The 17,367-nt window shown below is 73.2% G+C and carries 21 protein-coding genes, 2 tRNA genes and 1 other RNA gene; 10 read left to right on the top strand and 14 right to left on the bottom strand.

Features of this window, described 5'->3' with window-relative positions; all coding sequences use genetic code 11:
• Positions 1 to 58: 58 nt before the first annotated feature.
• The 4 genes from ACYU7H_RS07215 to ACYU7H_RS07200 are packed head-to-tail and all read left to right on the top strand — an operon-like array spanning position 59 to position 4,478.
• A complete protein-coding gene (locus ACYU7H_RS07215; protein ID WP_460813496.1) occupies positions 59 to 985 on the top strand; it encodes an AAA family ATPase in 927 nt (308 codons plus the stop codon).
• Positions 966 to 1,964 (top strand): DUF58 domain-containing protein, encoded by a 999-nt coding sequence (locus ACYU7H_RS07210; RefSeq protein WP_460813494.1) that lies wholly within the window; start codon positions 966 to 968, stop codon positions 1,962 to 1,964. The genes ACYU7H_RS07215 and ACYU7H_RS07210 overlap by 20 nt, the downstream gene beginning before the upstream one ends.
• Positions 1,961 to 3,955, top strand: a complete 1,995-nt coding sequence (locus ACYU7H_RS07205) for a transglutaminase family protein (RefSeq protein ID WP_460813492.1) — start codon at positions 1,961 to 1,963, stop codon at positions 3,953 to 3,955. The genes ACYU7H_RS07210 and ACYU7H_RS07205 overlap by 4 nt, the downstream gene beginning before the upstream one ends.
• A gap of 37 nt (positions 3,956 to 3,992) precedes the next feature.
• Positions 3,993 to 4,478, top strand: coding sequence for a Slp family lipoprotein (locus tag ACYU7H_RS07200; RefSeq protein ID WP_460813491.1), 486 nt, complete (start codon positions 3,993 to 3,995; stop codon positions 4,476 to 4,478).
• A gap of 66 nt (positions 4,479 to 4,544) precedes the next feature.
• On the opposite strand, the gene ACYU7H_RS07195 is transcribed toward ACYU7H_RS07200, so the two are convergent.
• From ACYU7H_RS07195 to dnaX, 4 genes are read right to left on the bottom strand one after another with little or no spacing between them, the layout of a single operon-like run.
• Complete coding sequence (locus ACYU7H_RS07195) at positions 4,545 to 4,910, bottom strand: histidine triad nucleotide-binding protein (RefSeq protein WP_460813489.1); 366 nt, start codon at positions 4,908 to 4,910, stop codon at positions 4,545 to 4,547.
• Between the two features lie 46 nt (positions 4,911 to 4,956).
• Positions 4,957 to 5,550, bottom strand: coding sequence for a recombination mediator RecR (gene recR / locus ACYU7H_RS07190; RefSeq protein WP_460813488.1), 594 nt, complete (start codon positions 5,548 to 5,550; stop codon positions 4,957 to 4,959).
• Between the two features lie 43 nt (positions 5,551 to 5,593).
• The gene (locus tag ACYU7H_RS07185) at positions 5,594 to 5,920 is read right to left on the bottom strand and encodes a YbaB/EbfC family nucleoid-associated protein (protein WP_460813486.1); all 327 of its coding nucleotides are present in this window, start codon (positions 5,918 to 5,920) and stop codon (positions 5,594 to 5,596) included.
• 45 nt (positions 5,921 to 5,965) lie between these two features.
• Positions 5,966 to 7,774, bottom strand: coding sequence for a DNA polymerase III subunit gamma/tau (gene dnaX, locus ACYU7H_RS07180; protein WP_460813484.1), 1,809 nt, complete (start codon positions 7,772 to 7,774; stop codon positions 5,966 to 5,968).
• Positions 7,775 to 7,949: 175 nt separating this feature from the next.
• Between dnaX and ACYU7H_RS07175 the strand changes: the two genes are divergently transcribed.
• Both ACYU7H_RS07175 and ffs read left to right on the top strand, forming a co-directional pair.
• Positions 7,950 to 8,042, top strand: a tRNA-Ser gene (locus ACYU7H_RS07175).
• 48 nt (positions 8,043 to 8,090) lie between these two features.
• An RNA gene (gene ffs / locus ACYU7H_RS07170) (signal recognition particle sRNA small type) lies at positions 8,091 to 8,187 on the top strand.
• A 43-nt stretch (positions 8,188 to 8,230) separates the two neighbouring features.
• Here the strand turns inward: ffs and ACYU7H_RS07165 are convergent.
• The 6 genes from ACYU7H_RS07165 to ACYU7H_RS07140 are packed head-to-tail and all read right to left on the bottom strand — an operon-like array spanning position 8,231 to position 12,030.
• Positions 8,231 to 8,656: a molybdenum cofactor biosynthesis protein MoaE gene (locus tag ACYU7H_RS07165; protein ID WP_460813482.1), complete on the bottom strand. Its 426-nt coding sequence runs from the start codon at positions 8,654 to 8,656 to the stop codon at positions 8,231 to 8,233.
• 38 nt (positions 8,657 to 8,694) lie between these two features.
• The gene (locus ACYU7H_RS07160; RefSeq protein ID WP_460813480.1) at positions 8,695 to 8,946 is read right to left on the bottom strand and encodes a MoaD/ThiS family protein; all 252 of its coding nucleotides are present in this window, start codon (positions 8,944 to 8,946) and stop codon (positions 8,695 to 8,697) included.
• The gene (gene moaC, locus ACYU7H_RS07155) at positions 8,943 to 9,431 is read right to left on the bottom strand and encodes a cyclic pyranopterin monophosphate synthase MoaC (RefSeq protein ID WP_460813478.1); all 489 of its coding nucleotides are present in this window, start codon (positions 9,429 to 9,431) and stop codon (positions 8,943 to 8,945) included. Before moaC ends, ACYU7H_RS07160 begins: the two co-directional genes overlap by 4 nt.
• A 52-nt stretch (positions 9,432 to 9,483) precedes the next feature.
• Positions 9,484 to 10,518 (bottom strand): GTP 3',8-cyclase MoaA, encoded by a 1,035-nt coding sequence (moaA, locus tag ACYU7H_RS07150; protein ID WP_460813476.1) that lies wholly within the window; start codon positions 10,516 to 10,518, stop codon positions 9,484 to 9,486.
• Positions 10,515 to 11,273: an MBL fold metallo-hydrolase gene (locus ACYU7H_RS07145; RefSeq protein ID WP_460813475.1), complete on the bottom strand. Its 759-nt coding sequence runs from the start codon at positions 11,271 to 11,273 to the stop codon at positions 10,515 to 10,517. The genes moaA and ACYU7H_RS07145 overlap by 4 nt, the downstream gene beginning before the upstream one ends.
• A 7-nt stretch (positions 11,274 to 11,280) precedes the next feature.
• On the bottom strand, positions 11,281 to 12,030 hold the full coding sequence (locus ACYU7H_RS07140; RefSeq protein ID WP_460813474.1) for a 3-deoxy-D-manno-octulosonic acid kinase: 750 nt from the start codon (positions 12,028 to 12,030) through the stop codon (positions 11,281 to 11,283).
• Between the two features lie 22 nt (positions 12,031 to 12,052).
• Here ACYU7H_RS07140 and ACYU7H_RS07135 point away from each other — a divergent pair, with 22 nt between their 5' ends.
• Positions 12,053 to 13,120, top strand: coding sequence for a glycosyltransferase family 9 protein (locus tag ACYU7H_RS07135; protein WP_460813472.1), 1,068 nt, complete (start codon positions 12,053 to 12,055; stop codon positions 13,118 to 13,120).
• 6 nt (positions 13,121 to 13,126) lie between these two features.
• Here the strand turns inward: ACYU7H_RS07135 and ACYU7H_RS07130 are convergent, their stop codons facing one another.
• Positions 13,127 to 13,534 carry a DUF6165 family protein gene (locus ACYU7H_RS07130; protein WP_460813471.1) on the bottom strand — a complete coding sequence of 136 codons (408 nt, stop codon included), beginning with the start codon at positions 13,532 to 13,534 and terminating at the stop codon, positions 13,127 to 13,129.
• A gap of 135 nt (positions 13,535 to 13,669) precedes the next feature.
• On the opposite strand from ACYU7H_RS07130, the gene ACYU7H_RS07125 reads away from it, so the two are divergent.
• Positions 13,670 to 13,760: transfer RNA gene (locus ACYU7H_RS07125), tRNA-Ser, on the top strand.
• 162 nt (positions 13,761 to 13,922) lie between these two features.
• Positions 13,923 to 14,627: a PP2C family protein-serine/threonine phosphatase gene (locus tag ACYU7H_RS07120; protein ID WP_460813469.1), complete on the top strand. Its 705-nt coding sequence runs from the start codon at positions 13,923 to 13,925 to the stop codon at positions 14,625 to 14,627.
• 20 nt (positions 14,628 to 14,647) lie between these two features.
• Here the strand turns inward: ACYU7H_RS07120 and dnaQ are convergent, their stop codons facing one another.
• The 3 genes from dnaQ to ACYU7H_RS07105 are packed head-to-tail and all read right to left on the bottom strand — an operon-like array spanning position 14,648 to position 16,543.
• Complete coding sequence (dnaQ, locus tag ACYU7H_RS07115; protein WP_460813467.1) at positions 14,648 to 15,397, bottom strand: DNA polymerase III subunit epsilon; 750 nt, start codon at positions 15,395 to 15,397, stop codon at positions 14,648 to 14,650.
• Positions 15,394 to 15,843 (bottom strand): ribonuclease HI, encoded by a 450-nt coding sequence (gene rnhA / locus ACYU7H_RS07110; protein WP_460813983.1) that lies wholly within the window; start codon positions 15,841 to 15,843, stop codon positions 15,394 to 15,396. Before rnhA ends, dnaQ begins: the two co-directional genes overlap by 4 nt.
• 34 nt (positions 15,844 to 15,877) lie before the next feature.
• The gene (locus tag ACYU7H_RS07105; protein ID WP_460813466.1) at positions 15,878 to 16,543 is read right to left on the bottom strand and encodes a methyltransferase domain-containing protein; all 666 of its coding nucleotides are present in this window, start codon (positions 16,541 to 16,543) and stop codon (positions 15,878 to 15,880) included.
• A gap of 47 nt (positions 16,544 to 16,590) precedes the next feature.
• On the opposite strand from ACYU7H_RS07105, the gene gloB reads away from it, so the two are divergent.
• Positions 16,591 to 17,358, top strand: a complete 768-nt coding sequence (gene gloB / locus ACYU7H_RS07100) for a hydroxyacylglutathione hydrolase (RefSeq protein WP_460813465.1) — start codon at positions 16,591 to 16,593, stop codon at positions 17,356 to 17,358.
• Positions 17,359 to 17,367 lie beyond the last annotated feature (9 nt).

Here is a 17,367-nt window from a genome sequence, read left to right as displayed (position 1 = left end):
TCGACGAAGGGTTCCGCGAGGGCGAACGATGTCCGCACCCCCGGCGACGAAGGCGCCGATGCTATCCGATCGCCTGCGCGACTCGGTGAAAGCCGCGCAGGCGCAGGTCAACACGCTGGTGCTCGGGAAGCGGCGCGAGGTGGGGCTGGCCTTCACCGCGCTGCTGTCCGACGGCCACCTGCTGATCGAGGACCTCCCCGGCCTGGGCAAGACCACGCTCGCTCACGCGCTCGCGGCCACGCTGGGCCTCGGGTTCCAGCGCGTGCAGTTCACCTCGGACCTGCTGCCGTCGGACATCGTCGGCGTGTCGGTGTTCGACGCGCAGACGCGCCGGTTCGAGTTCCATCCGGGGCCGGTGTTCGCGCACGTGCTGCTCGCCGACGAGATCAACCGCGCCCCGCCCCGCACGCAGAGCGCGCTGCTCGAGGCGATGGCCGAGCACCAGGTGACGGTCGACGGCGCCACGCACCGGCTGCCCGACCCCTTCTTCGCCATCGCGACGCAGAACCCGGTCGACCTCGCCGGCACGTATCCCCTGCCCGACTCGCAGCTCGACCGCTTCCTGCTCCGCCTGGCGCTGGGGTACCCGGACGAGGACGCCGAACGGTCCCTGCTCGCCGGCGAGGACCGGCGCGCACTCATCGCGCAGGCCAGCCCGGTGCTCTCCGCGGATGACGTGCGCGCGCTGCGTCGCGTCGTGCTCGACGTGCACGCGAGCGAGGCGCTCGTCACGTACGTGCAGGCCCTGCTCTCGCGCAGCCGGCGCCACCCGGGGGTCCGCGTCGGGCTGTCGCCACGCGCGGGCATCGCGTTGCTCCGGGCGGCACGCGCGCACGCGCTGCTGGCCGGGCGCGACCACGCACTGCCCGAGGACGTGCAGGCGCTGTTCGTCGCGGTCGCCGCGCACCGGATCGTGCCCGAGGCCGACGCCGGTGACGGCCTCGCGCTCGCGAAGTCGATCCTGCATGCCGTCCCGGTGGACTGAGGGCGCGAAGGCCGCCGGCGGCGCGTGGCGCCGGCGGCTGGAACTGCTCGCGCGGCCGCGCGCGCCCGAGGCGCTGCCCGTCCGCCTGGACAGGCGCCGCATCTACGTCCTGCCGACCGGGTTCGGGCTGTTCTTCGCGGTGCTGGTGTCCGCGATGCTCGCCGGCGCGCTCAACTACAACAACAACCCCGCGTTCCTGCTCGCGCTGGCGCTCGCGGGCGCGGCGCTCTCCGGCCTGTTCCAGGCACACCTGCAGCTCAGTGGCCTGCAGGTGGTCGCCGCCAACGCGGACCCCGTGCCGGCGGGCACGCCGATCGGCGTGAAGCTGCACTTCCGCGGGGACGACGGCCGCCATCGCCGCGGCCTGTGCGTGGACGGTGCGCTGGAGCCGGTCGCGCTCTCGCTCCAGGACGGTGCCGGCGAGGCTTTGCTCTCGCTGCCCACGGAGCGGCGCGGCTGGCTGCGGTTGCCCCGACTGCGCATCTCGAGCACGCGCCCCCTGGGCCTTGTGCGTGCGTGGTCCTGGGTCTGGCCGGCCACGCCGGTGCTGGTCTATCCACGGCCGGAAGCCGGCGGCCCGCCACTGCCCGACGAGGGCGGGCAGCCGGTGCGCGCCCGGCTGCATCCGGCCGGCGAGGACGTCCACCACCTGCGCGTCTATCGCCGCGGCGATGCGCGCCGGGCGATCGCCTGGAAGCCGTCCGCCAAGCGCGACCAGCTCCTCGTGCGCGAATACGAGCAACCACTCGGCGCGGATGCCGAGATCGACTGGGCGTTCACCGACGGCCTCGCCTACGAGGACCGGATCGGCCGCCTCGCGCGCTGGGTCGAGGAGGCCGAACGCGACCGCCGGCGTTACCGGTTGCGCGTTCCGGGCCAGGCCGATGTCGGCCCGGGTCGCGGCGCGCCGCACAGGCATGCCTGCCTCCGCACGCTGGCGACGATGCCGCCCGCGCGCCACGGGACGCCGGCGCGATGACCGGGTCGGTGCCGGCCGCGACGATCGCCCGGCATGCGGGCCGGCTGCCGCTGGACGATGCGACGCGCGGGTGGACCTTCGCGGCGACCGCGGCGTGCCTGGCCCCGCTGCTCCTGCAATTGCCATTGCGGTTCGCGCTGCCGATCGCGGTCGTCTGCCTCGCGATGATGGCGGTGGCCTGGCGTCGCACGCTGCCCGGTGCGTTGCGGATGCTGCTCACGCTGCTGCTCGTCGGTGCCGTGCTGGTGCTCGCGGGCTTCTCGGTCGGCCGCGACACCGGCAGTGCGCTGCTGGCCGCGATGCTCGCCGTCAAGCCGCTGGAGACGCTGCGCCTGCGCGACGCGCGAAGCCTGGTCGGTTTCGCGCTGTTCGCACCGTTCGCCACCTTCCTGCTGGACCAGGGTCCGCTGTCGCTGGTCCTCGGGCTGGTTGCGGCGACGCTCGCGCTGGCGGCGATGCACCGGCTCGCCGATCTCGCGTCCGGCGTGGCCGGTCCGCGCCGGTCCGTGGCGCGCCAGGTCGTCCGCGTCCTGCGCCTGGCCGCGATGGGCCTGCCGCTCGCGCTCGCCGTGTTCTGGCTGTTCCCGCGCCTGTCGGCACCGCTGTGGGGCGTCCCCGACCGCGCCCTGTCGCGACCGGGCCTGTCGGGCGAGATGTCGCCCGGCGGCTGGATCGACCTGCTCAACGACGACACCCCCGCCCTGCGCGCCGAGTTCGACGGCGCGGCACCGGATCCCGCCGCGATGTACTGGCGGGGCCCCGTGCTCTGGGACTTCGACGGACGCACCTGGCGGCAGCCGGAATGGCTGCAGGGACGACCCGCGCCCGACGTGGCGTTCGGACGGCCGACCTGGTCCTACCGGCTCGAGCTGGAAGCCACCGAGGGTCACCAGCTCGTCGCCCTGGACGTGCCGCGCGCGGCGCCGGAGGGTGCGCGACTGTCGGCGGACTTCGGCCTCTACGTGCCCCGGCCACTGGTGTCGCTGACGCGCTGGGAGCTGCAGTCCGCGCCGGTCACGTCCCACGCGTCGCCCCTGTCCGCGCTCCAGCGCCGGCGCGCGCTCGCCCTGCCCGACGGCCTGAACCCGAGGGCGGTGGCACTCGGCCGGCAATGGCGCGAGGAGGCGGGCCCGGACGACCGGGCGATCATCGGGCGCGCGCTCGAATGGGTGCGGAACGACTTCGCCTACACGCTCGCCGTCGACCTGCCCGGACGGCATGCGGTGGACGAATTCCTGTTCGAAAGCCGCGAAGGCTATTGCGAACACTTCAGTTCCTCGTTCACGGTGCTGATGCGTGCGGCGGGCATCCCCGCGCGCGTGGTGACCGGGTACGCCGGCGGCTACTACAACCGGATCGGCGGCTACTGGCTGGTGCGGCGTGCGGACGCGCATGCCTGGAGCGAAGTCTGGCTCGACGGCCGGGGCTGGGTCCGCGTCGATCCCACGGCCGCCGTCGCGCCGGAGCGCGTGTTCGACACGATCGCGGACCGCGACCAGGCGGGCGGCCTGGCTGCGCTGGGTGGCGTGGGCGGCAGTCCCGCCCTCGACGTCGCCGACTGGCTGCGGCGCGGCTGGAACAACTACGTGCTCGGCTTCGACGCCGCGCGACAGCGCGACCTCCTGCGCCCGTTGGGCGTCGGCGCGTCGACCACCCAGATCGCGATGCTGTTCGTGCTGGCCGCCGTGCTTGCGCTCGGGGCCATGGCGTGGCTCGTCGCGCGCGAGCGGCGCGAATCCGACCCGGTCCTCCGCGCGTGGCACCGGCTGGGCGGACGGTACGGGGCGCTCGGGCTGGCGCGTCGCCCGGACGAGCCCGCGCTGCAGTGGGCGCGACGCGTCGCCGACGCCCGTCCGGGCCGGGTCAGCGAACTGAACGCGCTCACCCGTCGTTTCGTCGAATGGCGCTACGCTCGCGATGCCGGCGACGCCCGCGCGGCGCGCGACCTGGTCCGCGACCTGCGATCGCACCGCCCACGACGCACCGACTGAAGCCAACGACCACACGAACCCCGCACGGAGCCGAACCATGCGCATCCTCCAGTCCACCGCGATCGTCGCCCTGGCCGTGCTCGCCGGCTGCGCGAGCGTGCCCGCGCCCCTGCAGGGCGAGTACGCCACCGTCAGCCCGCGCGAGGCCATCGACACCGGCCGCACCGGCGTGCCCGTCCGCTGGGGCGGCCGCATCGTCAAGACAGAACCGCTCGCCGACCGCACCTGTTTCGAGATGGTGTCCACCCGGCTCGACCACACCGGCCGGCCCTACTGGGCCGCGGACGACACCGGCGGCCGCTTCATCGCCTGCCGTGCCGGCTTCTACGACCCCGCGATCTTCGCGGCCAACCGCGAAGTGACCTTCACCGGCAACCTGGCCGGCTTCGAGGACCGCCGCATCGGCGAATACTCCTATCGCTTCCCGCGCATGGATGCCAGCGTCGTGTACCTCTGGCCGGTGCGCGAGCGCGTGGACGTGATCACCCGTCCGGCGCCCTGGCCGTGGTGGGGGTACTGGTGAGCGGTCCCGCGTGAAAGCAGGAGCCCGCCGAACGGCGGGCTTCTTCGTTCCGGTTGCGCCGCGACGTCAGGCGGGCTTCGCGCCCTGCGGGGTGCCGAAACGCCCCAGCGGCGCGCCGGCCAGCAGGTGCAGGTGCAACTGGAACACGGTCTGCCCGCCGTGGTCGTTGCAGTTCATCACCAGGCGGTAGCCGTCCTCGGCCAGTCCTTCCGCCCGCGCCCAACGCGTCGCTTCGTGGACCAGCCGTCCCACGATCGCGGCGCGTTCGCCATCCACGTCGTCCAGGGTCGGGATGTCGACCTTGGGCACGAACAGGACGTGCACCGGCGCCTGCGGCGCGATGTCGCGGAACGCGATGACCTCGTCGGTCTCCAGCACGATGTCGGCCGGGATCTCCCGGCGGATGATGCGGTGGAAGATGGTGTCGCCCATCGCGGTGCCTCCGTTCGCGAAGATTGGATGCCGGGGACGCGCGCCGTCAGGCGAGGTCGCCGCGGCTGCCGAACGCATGCGCCAGGGTGCCGCGGTCGACGTACTCGAGTTCGCCACCCAGCGGCAGTCCGTGCGCGAGCCGGCTGGGACGCACGCCATGCCGCCGCGCGAGCTGGCCCAGGTAGTGCGCCGTCGCCTCGCCCTCCACGGTCGGGTTCGTGGCGACGATCAGTTCCTGCACCTCGCCTTCCGCCAGTCGCGCGTCCAGCCGGTCGAGGCCGAGCTCGGCCGGGCCGATCCCGTCGAGCGGCGACAACCGCCCCTGCAGCACGAAGTAGTGCCCGCGGTAGCCCGTGGCCTGCTCGATCGCATGCCGGTCCGCGGGGGTCTCGACCACGCACAGCAGGTGCGCGTCGCGCGCTGCACTGGCGCAGGTCGCGCACACCGGCGTCTCGCTGAAGTCGCGGCAGCGCTCGCAGTGGCCGATGCGCTCGATCGCCTGCGACAGCGCGTCGGCGAGGCGCCGCCCGCCGTCGCGCTGGCGCTCGAGCACGTGGTAGGCCATCCGCTGCGCGGACTTGGGGCCCACGCCCGGCAGGACGCGCAGCGCCTCGACCAGCTGCTCGAGCAGGGCGCTCATCGCGACGGCCCGTGCCCGCGCGGCGCCGGCACGCGGCGCGGCATCAGAACATCCCCGGCAGCTTCATCCCCGGCGGCAGCGGCATGCCCGCGGTGAGCGCGCCCATCTTCTCCTGGGACTGCTGGTCGACCTTGTTGGACGCGTCGTTGAACGCGGCGGCCACCAGGTCCTCGGCCATCTCCGGGTCGGACAGCACGCTCGGGTCGATGCGCACCTTGCGGCACTCCTTCCGGCCGGTGAGCGTGACGCTGACCATGCCACCGCCGGCGGTGCCGGTGACCTCGAGCTTCGCGATCTCCTCCTGCGCGCGCTGCATGCCCTCCTGGAGCTTCTGGGCCTGCTGCATCATCTGCGCGATGTTGCCTCGCATGGGTGGTTCCTCTGTCGTGTCGGGGGGATGCCCGTCGCGCCTGCCTCAGCCGGTCGCGTCGAGCGGACGGATGGATTCGGGGACGATCCGCGCGCCATGCCGGCCGACGAGGGCGCGGACGCCGGGGTCGCGCTCGAACGCCACCTCGGCCTGGGCCTGCCGCGCATCGCGCTCGCGGGACTGGCGCTGGTGCAGCGTCTCGCCCGTCGCGGGCGCGGATTCGAAGCGGATGCACGGCGCGGCACCGAGGCGCGGCGCGAGCGCCCGGGCCAGTTGTTCGACCAGCGACGGCGCCTGCAGGTGGTCGTCGCCCGGTTGCAGCGACAGGCGCAGGACGCCGTCTTCGTGACCGACGAAGACCGCGTGCGCCGCGAGCTCGCGGACCGGCCCGCCCAGGCCCGCGGCCTCGACGGCCTCGAGCCAGGCGTCGGCATTCGCGAGCGTCGCCGTCCGCTGCGGCGCCTCGCGCATCGTGTCGACCGGTCGAGCGTCGGCCTGCCGGTCCTGCGCCGCGACCGGCGGCGCCTCGAGCGAGGGCGCCGCGCGCGCCGCGTCACCGGCCGTCGATTCGACGCGTGCTGCAACGACCTGCCCGGCCGGGGGACGGGCTGGCGACGGCGGCCCGGCGTTCGCCCCCGCGGGCGGCGACGCCTGCAGTGCGGCGCGCGCGGCGGCCGCGGCGTCGCCCGCCGGGCGACGGGGCGCGGGCGTGCCCTTCGGTGCGGCCCCCCTGGCGCCGCCCGCCGGTTCGTCGTCGGCGCCCGGGCGGAACGCCAGCATGCGCAGCACGCCCATCTCGAACCCGGTCCGCGGCGACGGCGCAAAGGCCAGGTCGCGGCGGGCGGCGAGCGCCATCTGGTACCAGAGCTGGACGAGTTCCGGGTGGACGCGCGCGGCGAGCCCGGCGACGTCGATCCGGCCATCGCCTTCGTCGCCGGCGCCGGGGACGAGCTGGCGTACCTGGATGCGATGCAGCGCCGCGGCCATCGCGTCGAGGACGGCGGTCCAGTCGGGCGAGAACCCGGCCAACACCTCGACTTCGCCCAGCAGCGCGTCGCCGTCGCCGTCGGCGAGCGCGTCGAGCAGCGCGCCGACGCGCGTGCGGTCGACCGTGCCGAGCATCGCCTCGACGGCGTCGGCCGGCAGGCGGACGCCGTCCGCGTTCGCGCCGGTGTAGGCGATCGCCTGGTCCAGCAGCGACAGCCCGTCGCGGAGGCTGCCGTCCGCGGCCCGGGCGATGTGCGCGACCGCGGCGTCGTCCGCGTCGATGCCCTCGGCCGACAGGATCTTCCGGACCTGCCCCTCGATCTGCCCCTCGTCAAGCCGCTTGAGGTTGAATTGCAGGCAGCGCGACAGCACGGTGACCAGCAGCTTTTCCGGGTCGGTGGTCGCGAACAGGAACTTGACGTGTTCCGGCGGCTCCTCGAGCGTCTTGAGCAGGGCGTTGAACGCCGCCTTCGACAGCATGTGCACCTCGTCCACCAGGTACACCTTGTAGCGGCCGCGCGAGGGCATGTACTGCGCGTTCTCGATGAGCTCGCGGACGTTGTCCACGCCGGTGTTGGACGCCGCGTCGATCTCGAGCAGGTCGATGTACCGCCCGGCGTCGATCGCCAGGCACGTCTCGCATTCGCCGCAGGGGTCGCTGGACGTCCCGCGCTCGCAGTTCAACGACTTGGCGAAGATCCGCGCGATGGTGGTCTTGCCGACACCGCGGGTGCCCGTGAACAGGAACGCATGGTGGACGCGGCCGCTGTCCAGCGCGTTGGTCAGCGCGCGGACCACGTGCTCCTGCCCCACCAGTTCGGCGAAACGCTTGGGCCGCCACTTGCGGGCGAGGACGAGGTAGGACATGGGCCGGGGAGGTCTCGACGGTCCCGCGGGACCGCGCGTGAACGGACGGACCGCTAGTGTGCCACGCCGCCGGCGCGCGCCCGTGCCGCGCCGGCCTCGCTTGTCCGCCCCACCGCCCCCCGCTAGACTTGCGGCCCCTTGGACCGCGCACGAGCGGGGTCCGGGCCAGGTTCCCGGAGAGGTGTCCGAGTGGTTGAAGGAGCACGCCTGGAAAGTGTGTAAGCGGCTAAACCCCGCTTCGCGGGTTCGAATCCCGCCCTCTCCGCCAGTCAATCGATGGATGCCGGTCCCGCGGCATCCATGTCCATGGTGGCCCCGTTGGCGCCTCCGCGACGATAGATCGAAAACCCCGCCAGGGCCGGAAGGCAGCAACGGTATCGGTCGATTCGGGCGCCGGAGTCACGCTGGCGGGGTCGCCGCCTTTTCGCGACCCGCCTGCCCCTGCACAGCCCGTCCTCAGCCGCCCGGGCCCGGGTGCAGCCAGCGGTCGTCGCCCGCCGCGTAGCGCTCCCGCTTCCAGATCGGCACGCGCGACTTCACCTCGTCGATCACGTACCGGCAGGCGGCGAAGGCCGCGTCGCGGTGTGCCGCGGTCGCGCCGACCCAGACCGCCAGCCCGCCGATCCCGAGCTCGCCGACCCGGTGCACGCAGCGTACGTCGATCACCTCGAAGCGCGCCATGGCCTCGTCGATGATCCGCCCGCCTTCCGCGCGCGCCATCGCCCCGTACGCGTCGTAGGCCAGGCCGGAGACGGGCCGGCCGTCGTTGTGGTCGCGCACCCAGCCCTCGAAGCTCGCATAGGCACCCACGCGTGCATCGAGCATCGCCGCGCGCAGGCTGGCGGTGTCGAACGGCGTGGGCGAAAGGCTGAAGCGGTCCATGCGGGGATTGTCGCACCCGCCGCGCGGACGGCGACCGGTCAGCCGCCGGACACCGGCGGGATGAAGGCGACCTCCGCCCCGTCCGCCGGACGATCTTCCCAGCGCGCGAACGCGCCGTCGACGGCCACCCGCATGCGTTCCTCCGGCAGCGCGAACCCGTGCCGCCGGCGCAGCGCGTCGTACAGCGCGCGCAGGTCCAGGCCATCGGCATCGACCCGTTCGGACGCGATGCCCGCCGCATCGCGAAGGCTCGCGAAATAGAGCACGGTCACCGTCGCGGCGGCGCTCATCCCACGTCCGCCTTGCCGCCGCGCTTGGCCACCAGCCGTGCGGGACCGATCTCGATCGCGTGCGACAGCGCCTTGCACATGTCGTAGACGGTGAGTGCCGCCACGGTCGCGCCGGTCAACGCCTCCATCTCGACGCCCGTGCGGTGCACGGTGCGCACGCGGCATTCGATCCGGAGCGCCTCGTCGCCCGCCCAGTCGATCGTCAGGCTGCAGCCGTCGATCGGCAGGGGGTGGCAGAACGGGATGAGTTCGTGCGTGCGCTTGACCGCCATGGTGCCGGCGATGATCGCGGTGTCGACGATGCCGCCCTTCGCGCTGCGAAGGCCCGCGTCGCGCAACTGCAGCGCGACGCCGGCCGGGAAGCCGACCCGGCATTCGGCCGTCGCCTCGCGCGCGGTCGCGGCCTTGCCGGACACGTCCACCATGGCCGGCCGGCCATCGGCATCGATGTGCGTCAGCCCCTGCGTCTCGGGTCCGCTTGCCATGCCAGGTCCATGTGTCCGGGAGCGTGATCGTAGCGCGGGGCGTGCACCCGCCTCACCCGCCGACGAGGAACATCTCGACGTGGCGGCGCGGCGCCTTCGGCTGCCCGCGCAGCTCGCTGTAGCGATCGCCGCGGCGCGACCAGCGCGCCGCCACGTGGGCCGCCAGCGCGGACTCGCCCGCCTGCAGCACGCCGCGCAACGGCGTGCCGCGCGCCGCGAACAGGCACGTGTACAGCTGCCCGTCGGCCGACACGCGCGCGCGATGGCAGTCGCCGCAGAACGGCGCGCTGACCGAGCTGACGAAACCGACCTCGCCGCCACCGTCCTCGAACGCATGGCGCTCGGCCACTTCGCCGCGGTACGCGGGCGCCAGCGGGCGCATGGGCCAGCGCGCATGGATCCGCGCGTGCAGCTCGTCGGACGTGACGACGTCGTCGCGCCGCCAGCCGTTGCAGGTCCCGACGTCCATGTACTCGATGAAGCGCGGCGACAGCTCGTGCTCACGTGCATACGCGACGAGCGGCAGCACCTGGTCCTCGTTCACCCCGCGCTGGACGACGCAGTTGAGCTTCACCCGGCCGAAGCCGGCGGCTTGTGCGGCGTCGATGCCCGCCAGCACGGCGGGCAGGTCGCCGCGACCGCCGGTGAGCCGGCGGAACAGCCCAGGCTCCAGGGCATCCAGGCTCACCGTCACCCGCCGCAGGCCCGCCTGCTTCAGCGGCGCGGCGAGCGGCGCGAGCAAGGCGCCGTTGGTGGTCAGCGCCAGGTCCTCAATCCCGTCGATCGCGGCCAGCCGCGCGACGAGGTCCGGCAGCCCCTTGCGCAGGAGCGGCTCGCCACCCGTCAGGCGCAGCTTGCGCACGCCCAGCCGGACGAACGCACGCACCAGCACCTCGATCTCGTCGAACGTCAGGCGAGACGCGGCGTCCATGCCGTGGTCGTCCGGGATCCGGTCGGCCGGCATGCAGTACGGGCAGCGGAAGTTGCAGGCCTCGATGACCGACAGGCGCAGGTCGCGCAGCGGGCGCCCCAGCAGGTCGAGTGGCCGGGCATCGTGCGCCGCGCCCGTGTGGCGCACCGCGTTCATACCGTCTCCAGCACCACCGGGCGCGGTTCGCGCAGCGCGACGACGTCGCCCGGGCGGGCGACGCGGTACCCGCGCGCGGCCAGCGTGTCGCCGTCGCGGGCGCTCTCGTAGTGGTACAGCAGGCAGCGCTCGAGCAGCTCCCGGGGGTATTCGCGCTCCAGGTCCTCGATGCCCGAGTGGGAGGGGTTGCCTTCGACCGCGCAATCGTGCGCGACGAGTTCCCCGTCGTCGGCGAAGCGCGCGAGCTGCTCCGGGATCGGGCGCGTGTCGCCCGTCCACACCACGCTGCCGGGCAGTCGCAGGCCGAAGCTGGTGCCGGGCCAGTGGTGGCGCGTCGGGAACACCTCCAGGCGAAGGCCGTCGAGCCAGAAATGGTCCGACACGGGAGTCACGTGGAAGGCGTCCCAGAAGTTGACGCCGCCCTCGGCGAGCGCGTTGGGGTAGCTGGCGACGCGATCATGGAGCAGCGGCAGCAGGGTCACGGGCACGAACAGCCGGGTGCGCCCGCGCCATTCCGGATCGAACCACGACGAGACGAACAGGCGCTCGAAGCCCGCGATGTGGTCCAGGTGCGCGTGCGTCATGAACAGCACGCGCGGCACGCTGCCGTGATGCCGCTGGTAGGCGGTCAGGCCTTCCGCGCCGCAGTCGACCGTGAGCCAGGGCACGCCATCGCGTTCGATCGACGCCATCGCCGAACCGAGTTCCACCGCCGAGGCATTGCCCACGCCGTGCAACCGCAGCGACCAGCCCATACCGTCCTCAGTATCCGCGCGCCCAGTTGCCATCGTACGCGTTCCGCAGGCGCCGGAAGTCCGCCAGCACGTCGGCGGCGGCGCGCGGTCCGCGGAGCTTCAGCAACGACCGGCGCAGCCGGGCCAGGTTGCGCTCGCGCCAGCCCGTGGCCGGGATCCGCCGCCGCCCGCGGTCCAGGTCGATGAGCCACCCGCGGCCGGAAGGGTCGAACAGCACGTTGTGCGCGTTGAGGTCCGCATGGTCCAGGCCCGCGCGGTGGAAACGCGCCACCAGGCGCCCGGTTTCCTCCCAAGGCGCGTCGCGCCCCGCCGTCGCCACACGGTCGGCCAGCGAACGGACGCCGTCGATGCGCTCCACCAGGATCGCCGCGCGATAGGTCGCCCCCTGCCGCTGGTACCAGGCCGCGACGGGACGGGCGACGGGCAGCCCGTCGCCGTGCAGCTCCCGCCCGAGGCGGAACTCCGCCACGCTCCGCACGCGGTCGACGCCCCGCCAGAGGTACGCATCGCGACTGACATGGGCCGCCCAGCCGCCCCGCAGGTAATGACGCAGCACCATCGCGCCCATCGGCGCATCCACGAACCAGGCGCCGCCGCGCCCGCCACTGTCGACCGGTCGCGCGCGCTCGCCCCACCACGCGGGCGAGAACCATTCGGGACGTGCTTGCCCGATATGCGCGACGTCGTGCAGGATCGCCCCGAAGCCGCGGCCGTCGCGGAAGGGCGTCAGGCTCTCGGCGGCGTCGAAGGCGACCATCCCGCCGAGTCTAGCAAGCACCATGCCGCCACTTCCCTCGCCGCCCGGGTCGGTGTGCCTGCTGCGCCTGTCCGCGCTGGGCGACGTGACGCACGTGCTGCCGCTGGTGCATACGCTCCGGTCGGCCTGGCCGTCGGTCGACGTCACCTGGATCATCGGGCGCGGCGAACACCGCCTGCTCGCCGGCCTGCCGGGCGTCCGGTTCGTCGAGTACGACAAGTCGTCCGGCCTCCGGGGCATGGCTGCGGTCCGGCGCCAGCTGCCCGGCCGGCACGACGCGCTGCTGCAACTGCAGGTCGCGCTCCGGGCGAACGTGCTCTCGGCCTTCGTGCCCGCGCGCCGACGGATCGGTTACGACCGGTCGCGATCGCGCGACCTGCACGGGCTGTTCGTAGCCGAGCGCATCCCGGACCGGCCGGGCATCCACGTGCTCGACGCGATCGGCAGCTTCTGCGAACCGCTCGGCCTGCGCCAGGACACGGTGCGCTGGGACCTGCCCGTGCCCGACGCCGACCGGGCCTGGGCCGCGGCGCAGTGGCCGGACGATGGCACCCCGACGATGGTGGTCTCGCCCTGCTCGAGCCACGTGCTGCGGAACTGGCGGCCGGAGCGGCATGCCGCGCTGGCCGACCACGCCGCGTCGCGGGGCTGGCGCGTCGTGCTGTGCGGCGGCCGCAGCGCGCTCGAGCGCAAGACCGCGGATGCGATCACCGCGTCGATGCGCGCGACGCCGCTCGATCTCGTCGGCCGGGACACCCTCAAGCAGTTGCCCGCCCTGCTCGAGCGCGCCGACCTGGTCGTCTCGCCGGACTCGGGCCCGATGCACATCGCCAATGCCATGGGCACGCGGGTGCTCGGGCTGCATGCGGCCAGCAACCCCGCCCGCAGCGGGCCCTATTCGGACCGCCGCTATTGCGTCGACCGTTACGACGACGCGGCGCGGCGTTACCTCGGCCGCCCGGCGGCGGACCTGCGCTGGGGCACGAAGATCGAGCGCGAAGGCGTGATGGACCTGGTGACCGTCGACGATGCGATCGCGGCCTTCGAGCGGTTCACGGCCGACCAGGCGACCGGCGTCGCCACGGGCTGAGCCGGGTCAGCGTCCTTCGCCGGTCCCGTAGTCCTGGTAGGACTTCTCCTCGACGTAGGTCGAACCGAGCGCGAGATTGATGTCCTTCTTGATGCGCGCGCGGGTGTCGTTCTCGAAATAGACGCTGCGGGCGAGACGGATGAACCCCTCGTCGAAGGCCTGCGCCTTCTCCTTCACCCGGATGTCGTCCTCGATCTCCCACAGGCGCTCGTTGACCGCCTTGAGTTCGCTGCGGAGGCGAGAGATGTCGTGGCCCGCCGCCGGGTGGGCCATCCAGGTGGTCTCGAGCGCGGACAGCTCGCGGCGCACGTTGGCGAGCTTGCCGGGGTCGGTCATCCGCTCGGACTTGATCTGCAGGATCGCGATCTTGTCGAGCAGTTCGCCGTAGGAGACGGGCACCAGCAGTTCGGACATGGCGGCAGGCGGGCTGTCGGGGGCCTGCGAGTCTAACCGCTGCCCGCCGACGGGGTCCGCGCGGCTTGTGGCGCCCCGCCCCGGCCCGTATCATTTGCGCCCCCGCGCGGCCCCGCCGCCGTGCGGCCACCTTCCGGAGAGGTGGCAGAGTGGTTGAATGTACCTGACTCGAAATCAGGCAGGCGTTTATAGCGCCTCGGGGGTTCGAATCCCCCCCTCTCCGCCAGACATGCGAAGGCCCCCGGCAACGGGGGCCTTCGCGCATCCGCGGCCCGCCCCCCCGGGTCCGACCGCCCCGGCGGCGTCCTGAACGGAACCCCGTTCACGTTTCTCCCTGCATGGGCCGTCGGCGCCTGACGCGCCACCGCGAACAGGGCATGATCGCCGCATGATCGAATTCGGACACCTGACCCACGTCGGCCTGTGCCGGGAACTCAACGAAGACACGTATTACGGCGACAGCGAACTCGGGCTGTGGCTGGTGGCCGACGGCATGGGCGGCCACGAGTACGGCGAGGTCGCCAGCGCGCTGGCGCGCGACACGATCGTGCGCGAGGTGCGCGCCGGCAGGGCCCTGGCCGATGCCATCCGGATCGCCGACGAGGAGATCATCCGCGTGTCGCGGGGGCGGAACGACGCCTTGCCGATGGGCACGACCGTCGTTGCCGCGCGCGTTTCGGGCAACCGGTTCGAGGTCGCCTGGGTCGGCGACAGCCGTGTCTACCTGTGGCGCGACGGCCAGCTCGCGCAGTTGTCGCAGGACCACAGCTACGTGCAGGAGCTGATCGCCCAGGGCGCGATCACGCATGAGCAGGCCCGCAGCCATCCGCATCGCAACGTGGTGACCCAGGCCCTCGGCGTGACGGAGCCGGCCAACCTCAACGTCGAGACCATGACCGGCGAACTCAGGCCGGGCATGCAGCTGTTGCTGTGCAGCGACGGCCTCACCGAGGAGGTCGAGGACGGTGCGATCGCGCAGGTGCTGGCACACGACGACTGCAGCGCGCAGGAATGCGTGGACACGCTGGTCGCCTCGGCGCTGGACGGCGGCGGCTCGGACAACGTCACGGTCGTCCTCGTCCGCCGCAACTGAGCGCCCACGCCGGGCCCGCGTCAGGCCTCGGCGGTCGTCCCGGCGTCCGCGTCCTCGAGCGCCTCGCCCCAGAGTGCCCGCACCTCCAGGCGCGAAGCGCGCGCGATGGCGTCCAGGCGTTCGAGATGGCGGGCATGCTCCGCGGCCGGGACCACCACGCGCGGGCGCGGCCCCATGGGCGTGGCGGACAGCACGATCGCCGAGGCGGCGCGCGTCGTCCCCGCCGCCTCGGCCGCGAAGCCGATCTCGCATTGCCCCGAGGTGAGCGCGAGCCAGGCCTCGGCGAGCAGTTGCGCATCGAGCAACGCGCCGTGCAACTGGCGATGGGAATTGTCGACGCCCAGCCGCCGGCACAGGGCGTCGAGGGAGTTGCGCTGGCCGGGGAACCGCTGGCGCGCGAGCAGCAGCGAGTCCTCGATCCGGCACCGGTCCGCCAGGCGGCCGCGGTCCGCGCCGAGCCGCGAGAGTTCGTAGTCCAGGAAGCCGACGTCGAACGCGGCGTTGTGGATGATCAGTTCCGCGCCCTCGATGAAGGCGAGGAACTCGTCGACGACCTCTTCGAACCGTGGCTTGTCGGCGAGGAAGTCCAGGGTCAGCCCGGTCACCTCCTGCGCGCCCGGCTCGAACTCGCGGTCGGGATTGAGATAGCGCTGGAAGGTACGGCCGGTCGGCCTGCGCTCGACCAGTTCGACGCAGCCGATCTCCACGACCCGATTGCCCTTCTCCCACGACAAGCCGGTCGTTTCCGTGTCCAGGACGACCTGCCTCATGCCGCGCGCGCCTCCTTCTGCCGGACCGCCTCGTCCCGCGCGAGCTGGTCCACGCGCTCGTTGTCCGGGTCGCCGGAATGGCCCTTCACCCAGTGCCAGGCGATGCGGTGGCGAGCGCACGCGGCCTGCAGGCGTTCCCACAGGTCGCGGTTCTTCACCGCGCCGCCGCCCGCGGTCTTCCACTGGCGCCGTACCCACCCGGGCAGCCATTCGGTGATGCCCTGGCGGACGTACTGCGAATCGGTGGTCAGGTCGACGCGGCACGGCTCGGTGAGCGTCTCCAGCGCGACGATGGCCGCCATCAGTTCCATCCGGTTGTTGGTGGTCGCCGCCTCGCCGCCGGACAGTTCGCGCTCGCGGCTGCCGTAGCGCAGCAGCGCGGCCCAGCCCCCCGGCCCGGGATTGCCCAGGCACGCACCGTCGGTGTGGATCTCGACCCGTTTCATGTCCTCGCCCATCACGGGAAGTATGCCCGCCCGGTCAAGCCGGCAGTCCGGGTTGCCAGCGCAGCGCCGGCAGCGGGTCGGGCATGACCGGCGACGACACGCGCTTGCGCGCGCGGACGACGTAGGCGGCGCGCAGCCCCGCGCCCTCCTGCCGGTCGAGCGAAGTGGCGATCTTCCAGCGCGGCCCCAAGCCGGTGGTGACCGTGTCCGGGTGCAAGCCGGCCGCGCGCAGGCGCCGCCGCCAACCGATCGGCTCGCGCGAACGGATGCCCGTCCCCGACCAGTGCCGTCGATAGGGCGTCAGCGGGTTCAGGCCCAGCAGCCAGAGCGTTCCGCGCGGTTCGAGCACCCGCGCCGCCTCGGCCAGCAGTGCCTGCGGGTCGATGGCGAGGTCGGCGACGTGCTGGAGCACGACCGTGGCGATGCTCGCATCGGCCAGCGGCAGCGCCGAATCGCATCGGAGGGCGCCATCCCAGCCGTTGCCGTCCCCGAGCAGCGCCAGTCCGGCGCCGACGCCCTCGGGCCGGGGGCTCGCCGCGGGTGCGCACCACAACCAGGGCCGCCCCGGCCAGCCATGCAGGGCTTCGGACACCACCGCCGACTCGCTCTCGAGGATCGCGCGTCCGGCGGGTCCGTCGAACCAGCCGGCCGGGGATGCGGGCCGTGGCCCGGGTTGACGATCGGAAAGGGGGCCCGGCATGGTCGCGATTCTGCGGGAGCGCGCCCGCCGCCGCCACCGGACCGATCATGCGCCTGACACCGCTGCCGGCCTTCGAGGACAACTACATCTGGACGCTCGACGACGGGCGTGGCCACGGCATGCTCGTCGTGGACCCCGGGGATGCCGCTCCGGTCCTCGACGCCGTGGGCACGCACGCGCGGCCCGCGGCCGTGCTCCTCACCCACCACCACGGCGACCACGCGGGGGGCATCTGGGCCTTGCGTGAACGCTGGCCCGCCCTGCCGGTCTTCGCGCCGGCGGACGACCGGATCGGCCTGGACTGCACCCGCGTCGGCGCCGGCGACGTCGTGGCGGTGGCCGGCTTCCGGTTCGACGTGCTCGGGATCCCGGGCCATACCGTGAGCCACATCGCATTCCACGGCCACGGCCTCTTGTTTTGCGGCGACACCCTCTTCAGCCTCGGCTGCGGCCGGAGGTTCGAGGGCACGCCACCGCAGATGCTGGCGTCGCTGGACCGCCTGGCCGCCCTGCCCGGCGACCCCCAGGTCTGCTGCGGCCACGAATACACGTTGGCCAACGCCGCGTTCGCGCGCACGGTCGATCCCGCCAACGCCGCCCTGCGGCGCCATACGGAGCACGCTCGCGCCATGCGCCAGTCCGGACGCCCCACCCTGCCGAGCCGCCTGTCCCTCGAGCGCGAGGCCAACCCGTTCCTCCGCTGCGACGCGGAACCCGTGCGTTCGGCCGTGGCCGCGCGCCTTGGCCGCGCGCCCGTGGACCGCGTGGAGGTCTTCGCCGAGCTCCGGCGGTGGAAGGACGGATTCCGCGCATGAAGTGCGTGG

This window comes from Luteimonas pelagia (assembly GCF_054776035.1).
Note: the sequence above shows the minus strand (reverse complement) of the source record. Positions and strands in the feature narration are given on the sequence as shown.

Coding starts and splice junctions, on each gene's coding strand:
- ACYU7H_RS07215 (WP_460813496.1), top strand. CDS start 59: ATGCTATCCGATCGCCTGCGCGACTCGGTGAAAGCCGCGCAGGCGCAG.
- ACYU7H_RS07210 (WP_460813494.1), top strand. CDS start 966: ATGCCGTCCCGGTGGACTGAGGGCGCGAAGGCCGCCGGCGGCGCGTGG.
- ACYU7H_RS07205 (WP_460813492.1), top strand. CDS start 1,961: ATGACCGGGTCGGTGCCGGCCGCGACGATCGCCCGGCATGCGGGCCGG.
- ACYU7H_RS07200 (WP_460813491.1), top strand. CDS start 3,993: ATGCGCATCCTCCAGTCCACCGCGATCGTCGCCCTGGCCGTGCTCGCC.
- ACYU7H_RS07195 (WP_460813489.1), bottom strand. CDS start 4,910: ATGGGCGACACCATCTTCCACCGCATCATCCGCCGGGAGATCCCGGCC.
- recR (WP_460813488.1), bottom strand. CDS start 5,550: ATGAGCGCCCTGCTCGAGCAGCTGGTCGAGGCGCTGCGCGTCCTGCCG.
- ACYU7H_RS07185 (WP_460813486.1), bottom strand. CDS start 5,920: ATGCGAGGCAACATCGCGCAGATGATGCAGCAGGCCCAGAAGCTCCAG.
- dnaX (WP_460813484.1), bottom strand. CDS start 7,774: ATGTCCTACCTCGTCCTCGCCCGCAAGTGGCGGCCCAAGCGTTTCGCC.
- ACYU7H_RS07165 (WP_460813482.1), bottom strand. CDS start 8,656: ATGGACCGCTTCAGCCTTTCGCCCACGCCGTTCGACACCGCCAGCCTG.
- ACYU7H_RS07160 (WP_460813480.1), bottom strand. CDS start 8,946: ATGAGCGCCGCCGCGACGGTGACCGTGCTCTATTTCGCGAGCCTTCGC.
- moaC (WP_460813478.1), bottom strand. CDS start 9,431: ATGGCAAGCGGACCCGAGACGCAGGGGCTGACGCACATCGATGCCGAT.
- moaA (WP_460813476.1), bottom strand. CDS start 10,518: ATGAACGCGGTGCGCCACACGGGCGCGGCGCACGATGCCCGGCCACTC.
- ACYU7H_RS07145 (WP_460813475.1), bottom strand. CDS start 11,273: ATGGGCTGGTCGCTGCGGTTGCACGGCGTGGGCAATGCCTCGGCGGTG.
- ACYU7H_RS07140 (WP_460813474.1), bottom strand. CDS start 12,030: ATGGTCGCCTTCGACGCCGCCGAGAGCCTGACGCCCTTCCGCGACGGC.
- ACYU7H_RS07135 (WP_460813472.1), top strand. CDS start 12,053: ATGCCGCCACTTCCCTCGCCGCCCGGGTCGGTGTGCCTGCTGCGCCTG.
- ACYU7H_RS07130 (WP_460813471.1), bottom strand. CDS start 13,534: ATGTCCGAACTGCTGGTGCCCGTCTCCTACGGCGAACTGCTCGACAAG.
- ACYU7H_RS07120 (WP_460813469.1), top strand. CDS start 13,923: ATGATCGAATTCGGACACCTGACCCACGTCGGCCTGTGCCGGGAACTC.
- dnaQ (WP_460813467.1), bottom strand. CDS start 15,397: ATGAGGCAGGTCGTCCTGGACACGGAAACGACCGGCTTGTCGTGGGAG.
- rnhA (WP_460813983.1), bottom strand. CDS start 15,843: ATGAAACGGGTCGAGATCCACACCGACGGTGCGTGCCTGGGCAATCCC.
- ACYU7H_RS07105 (WP_460813466.1), bottom strand. CDS start 16,543: ATGCCGGGCCCCCTTTCCGATCGTCAACCCGGGCCACGGCCCGCATCC.
- gloB (WP_460813465.1), top strand. CDS start 16,591: ATGCGCCTGACACCGCTGCCGGCCTTCGAGGACAACTACATCTGGACG.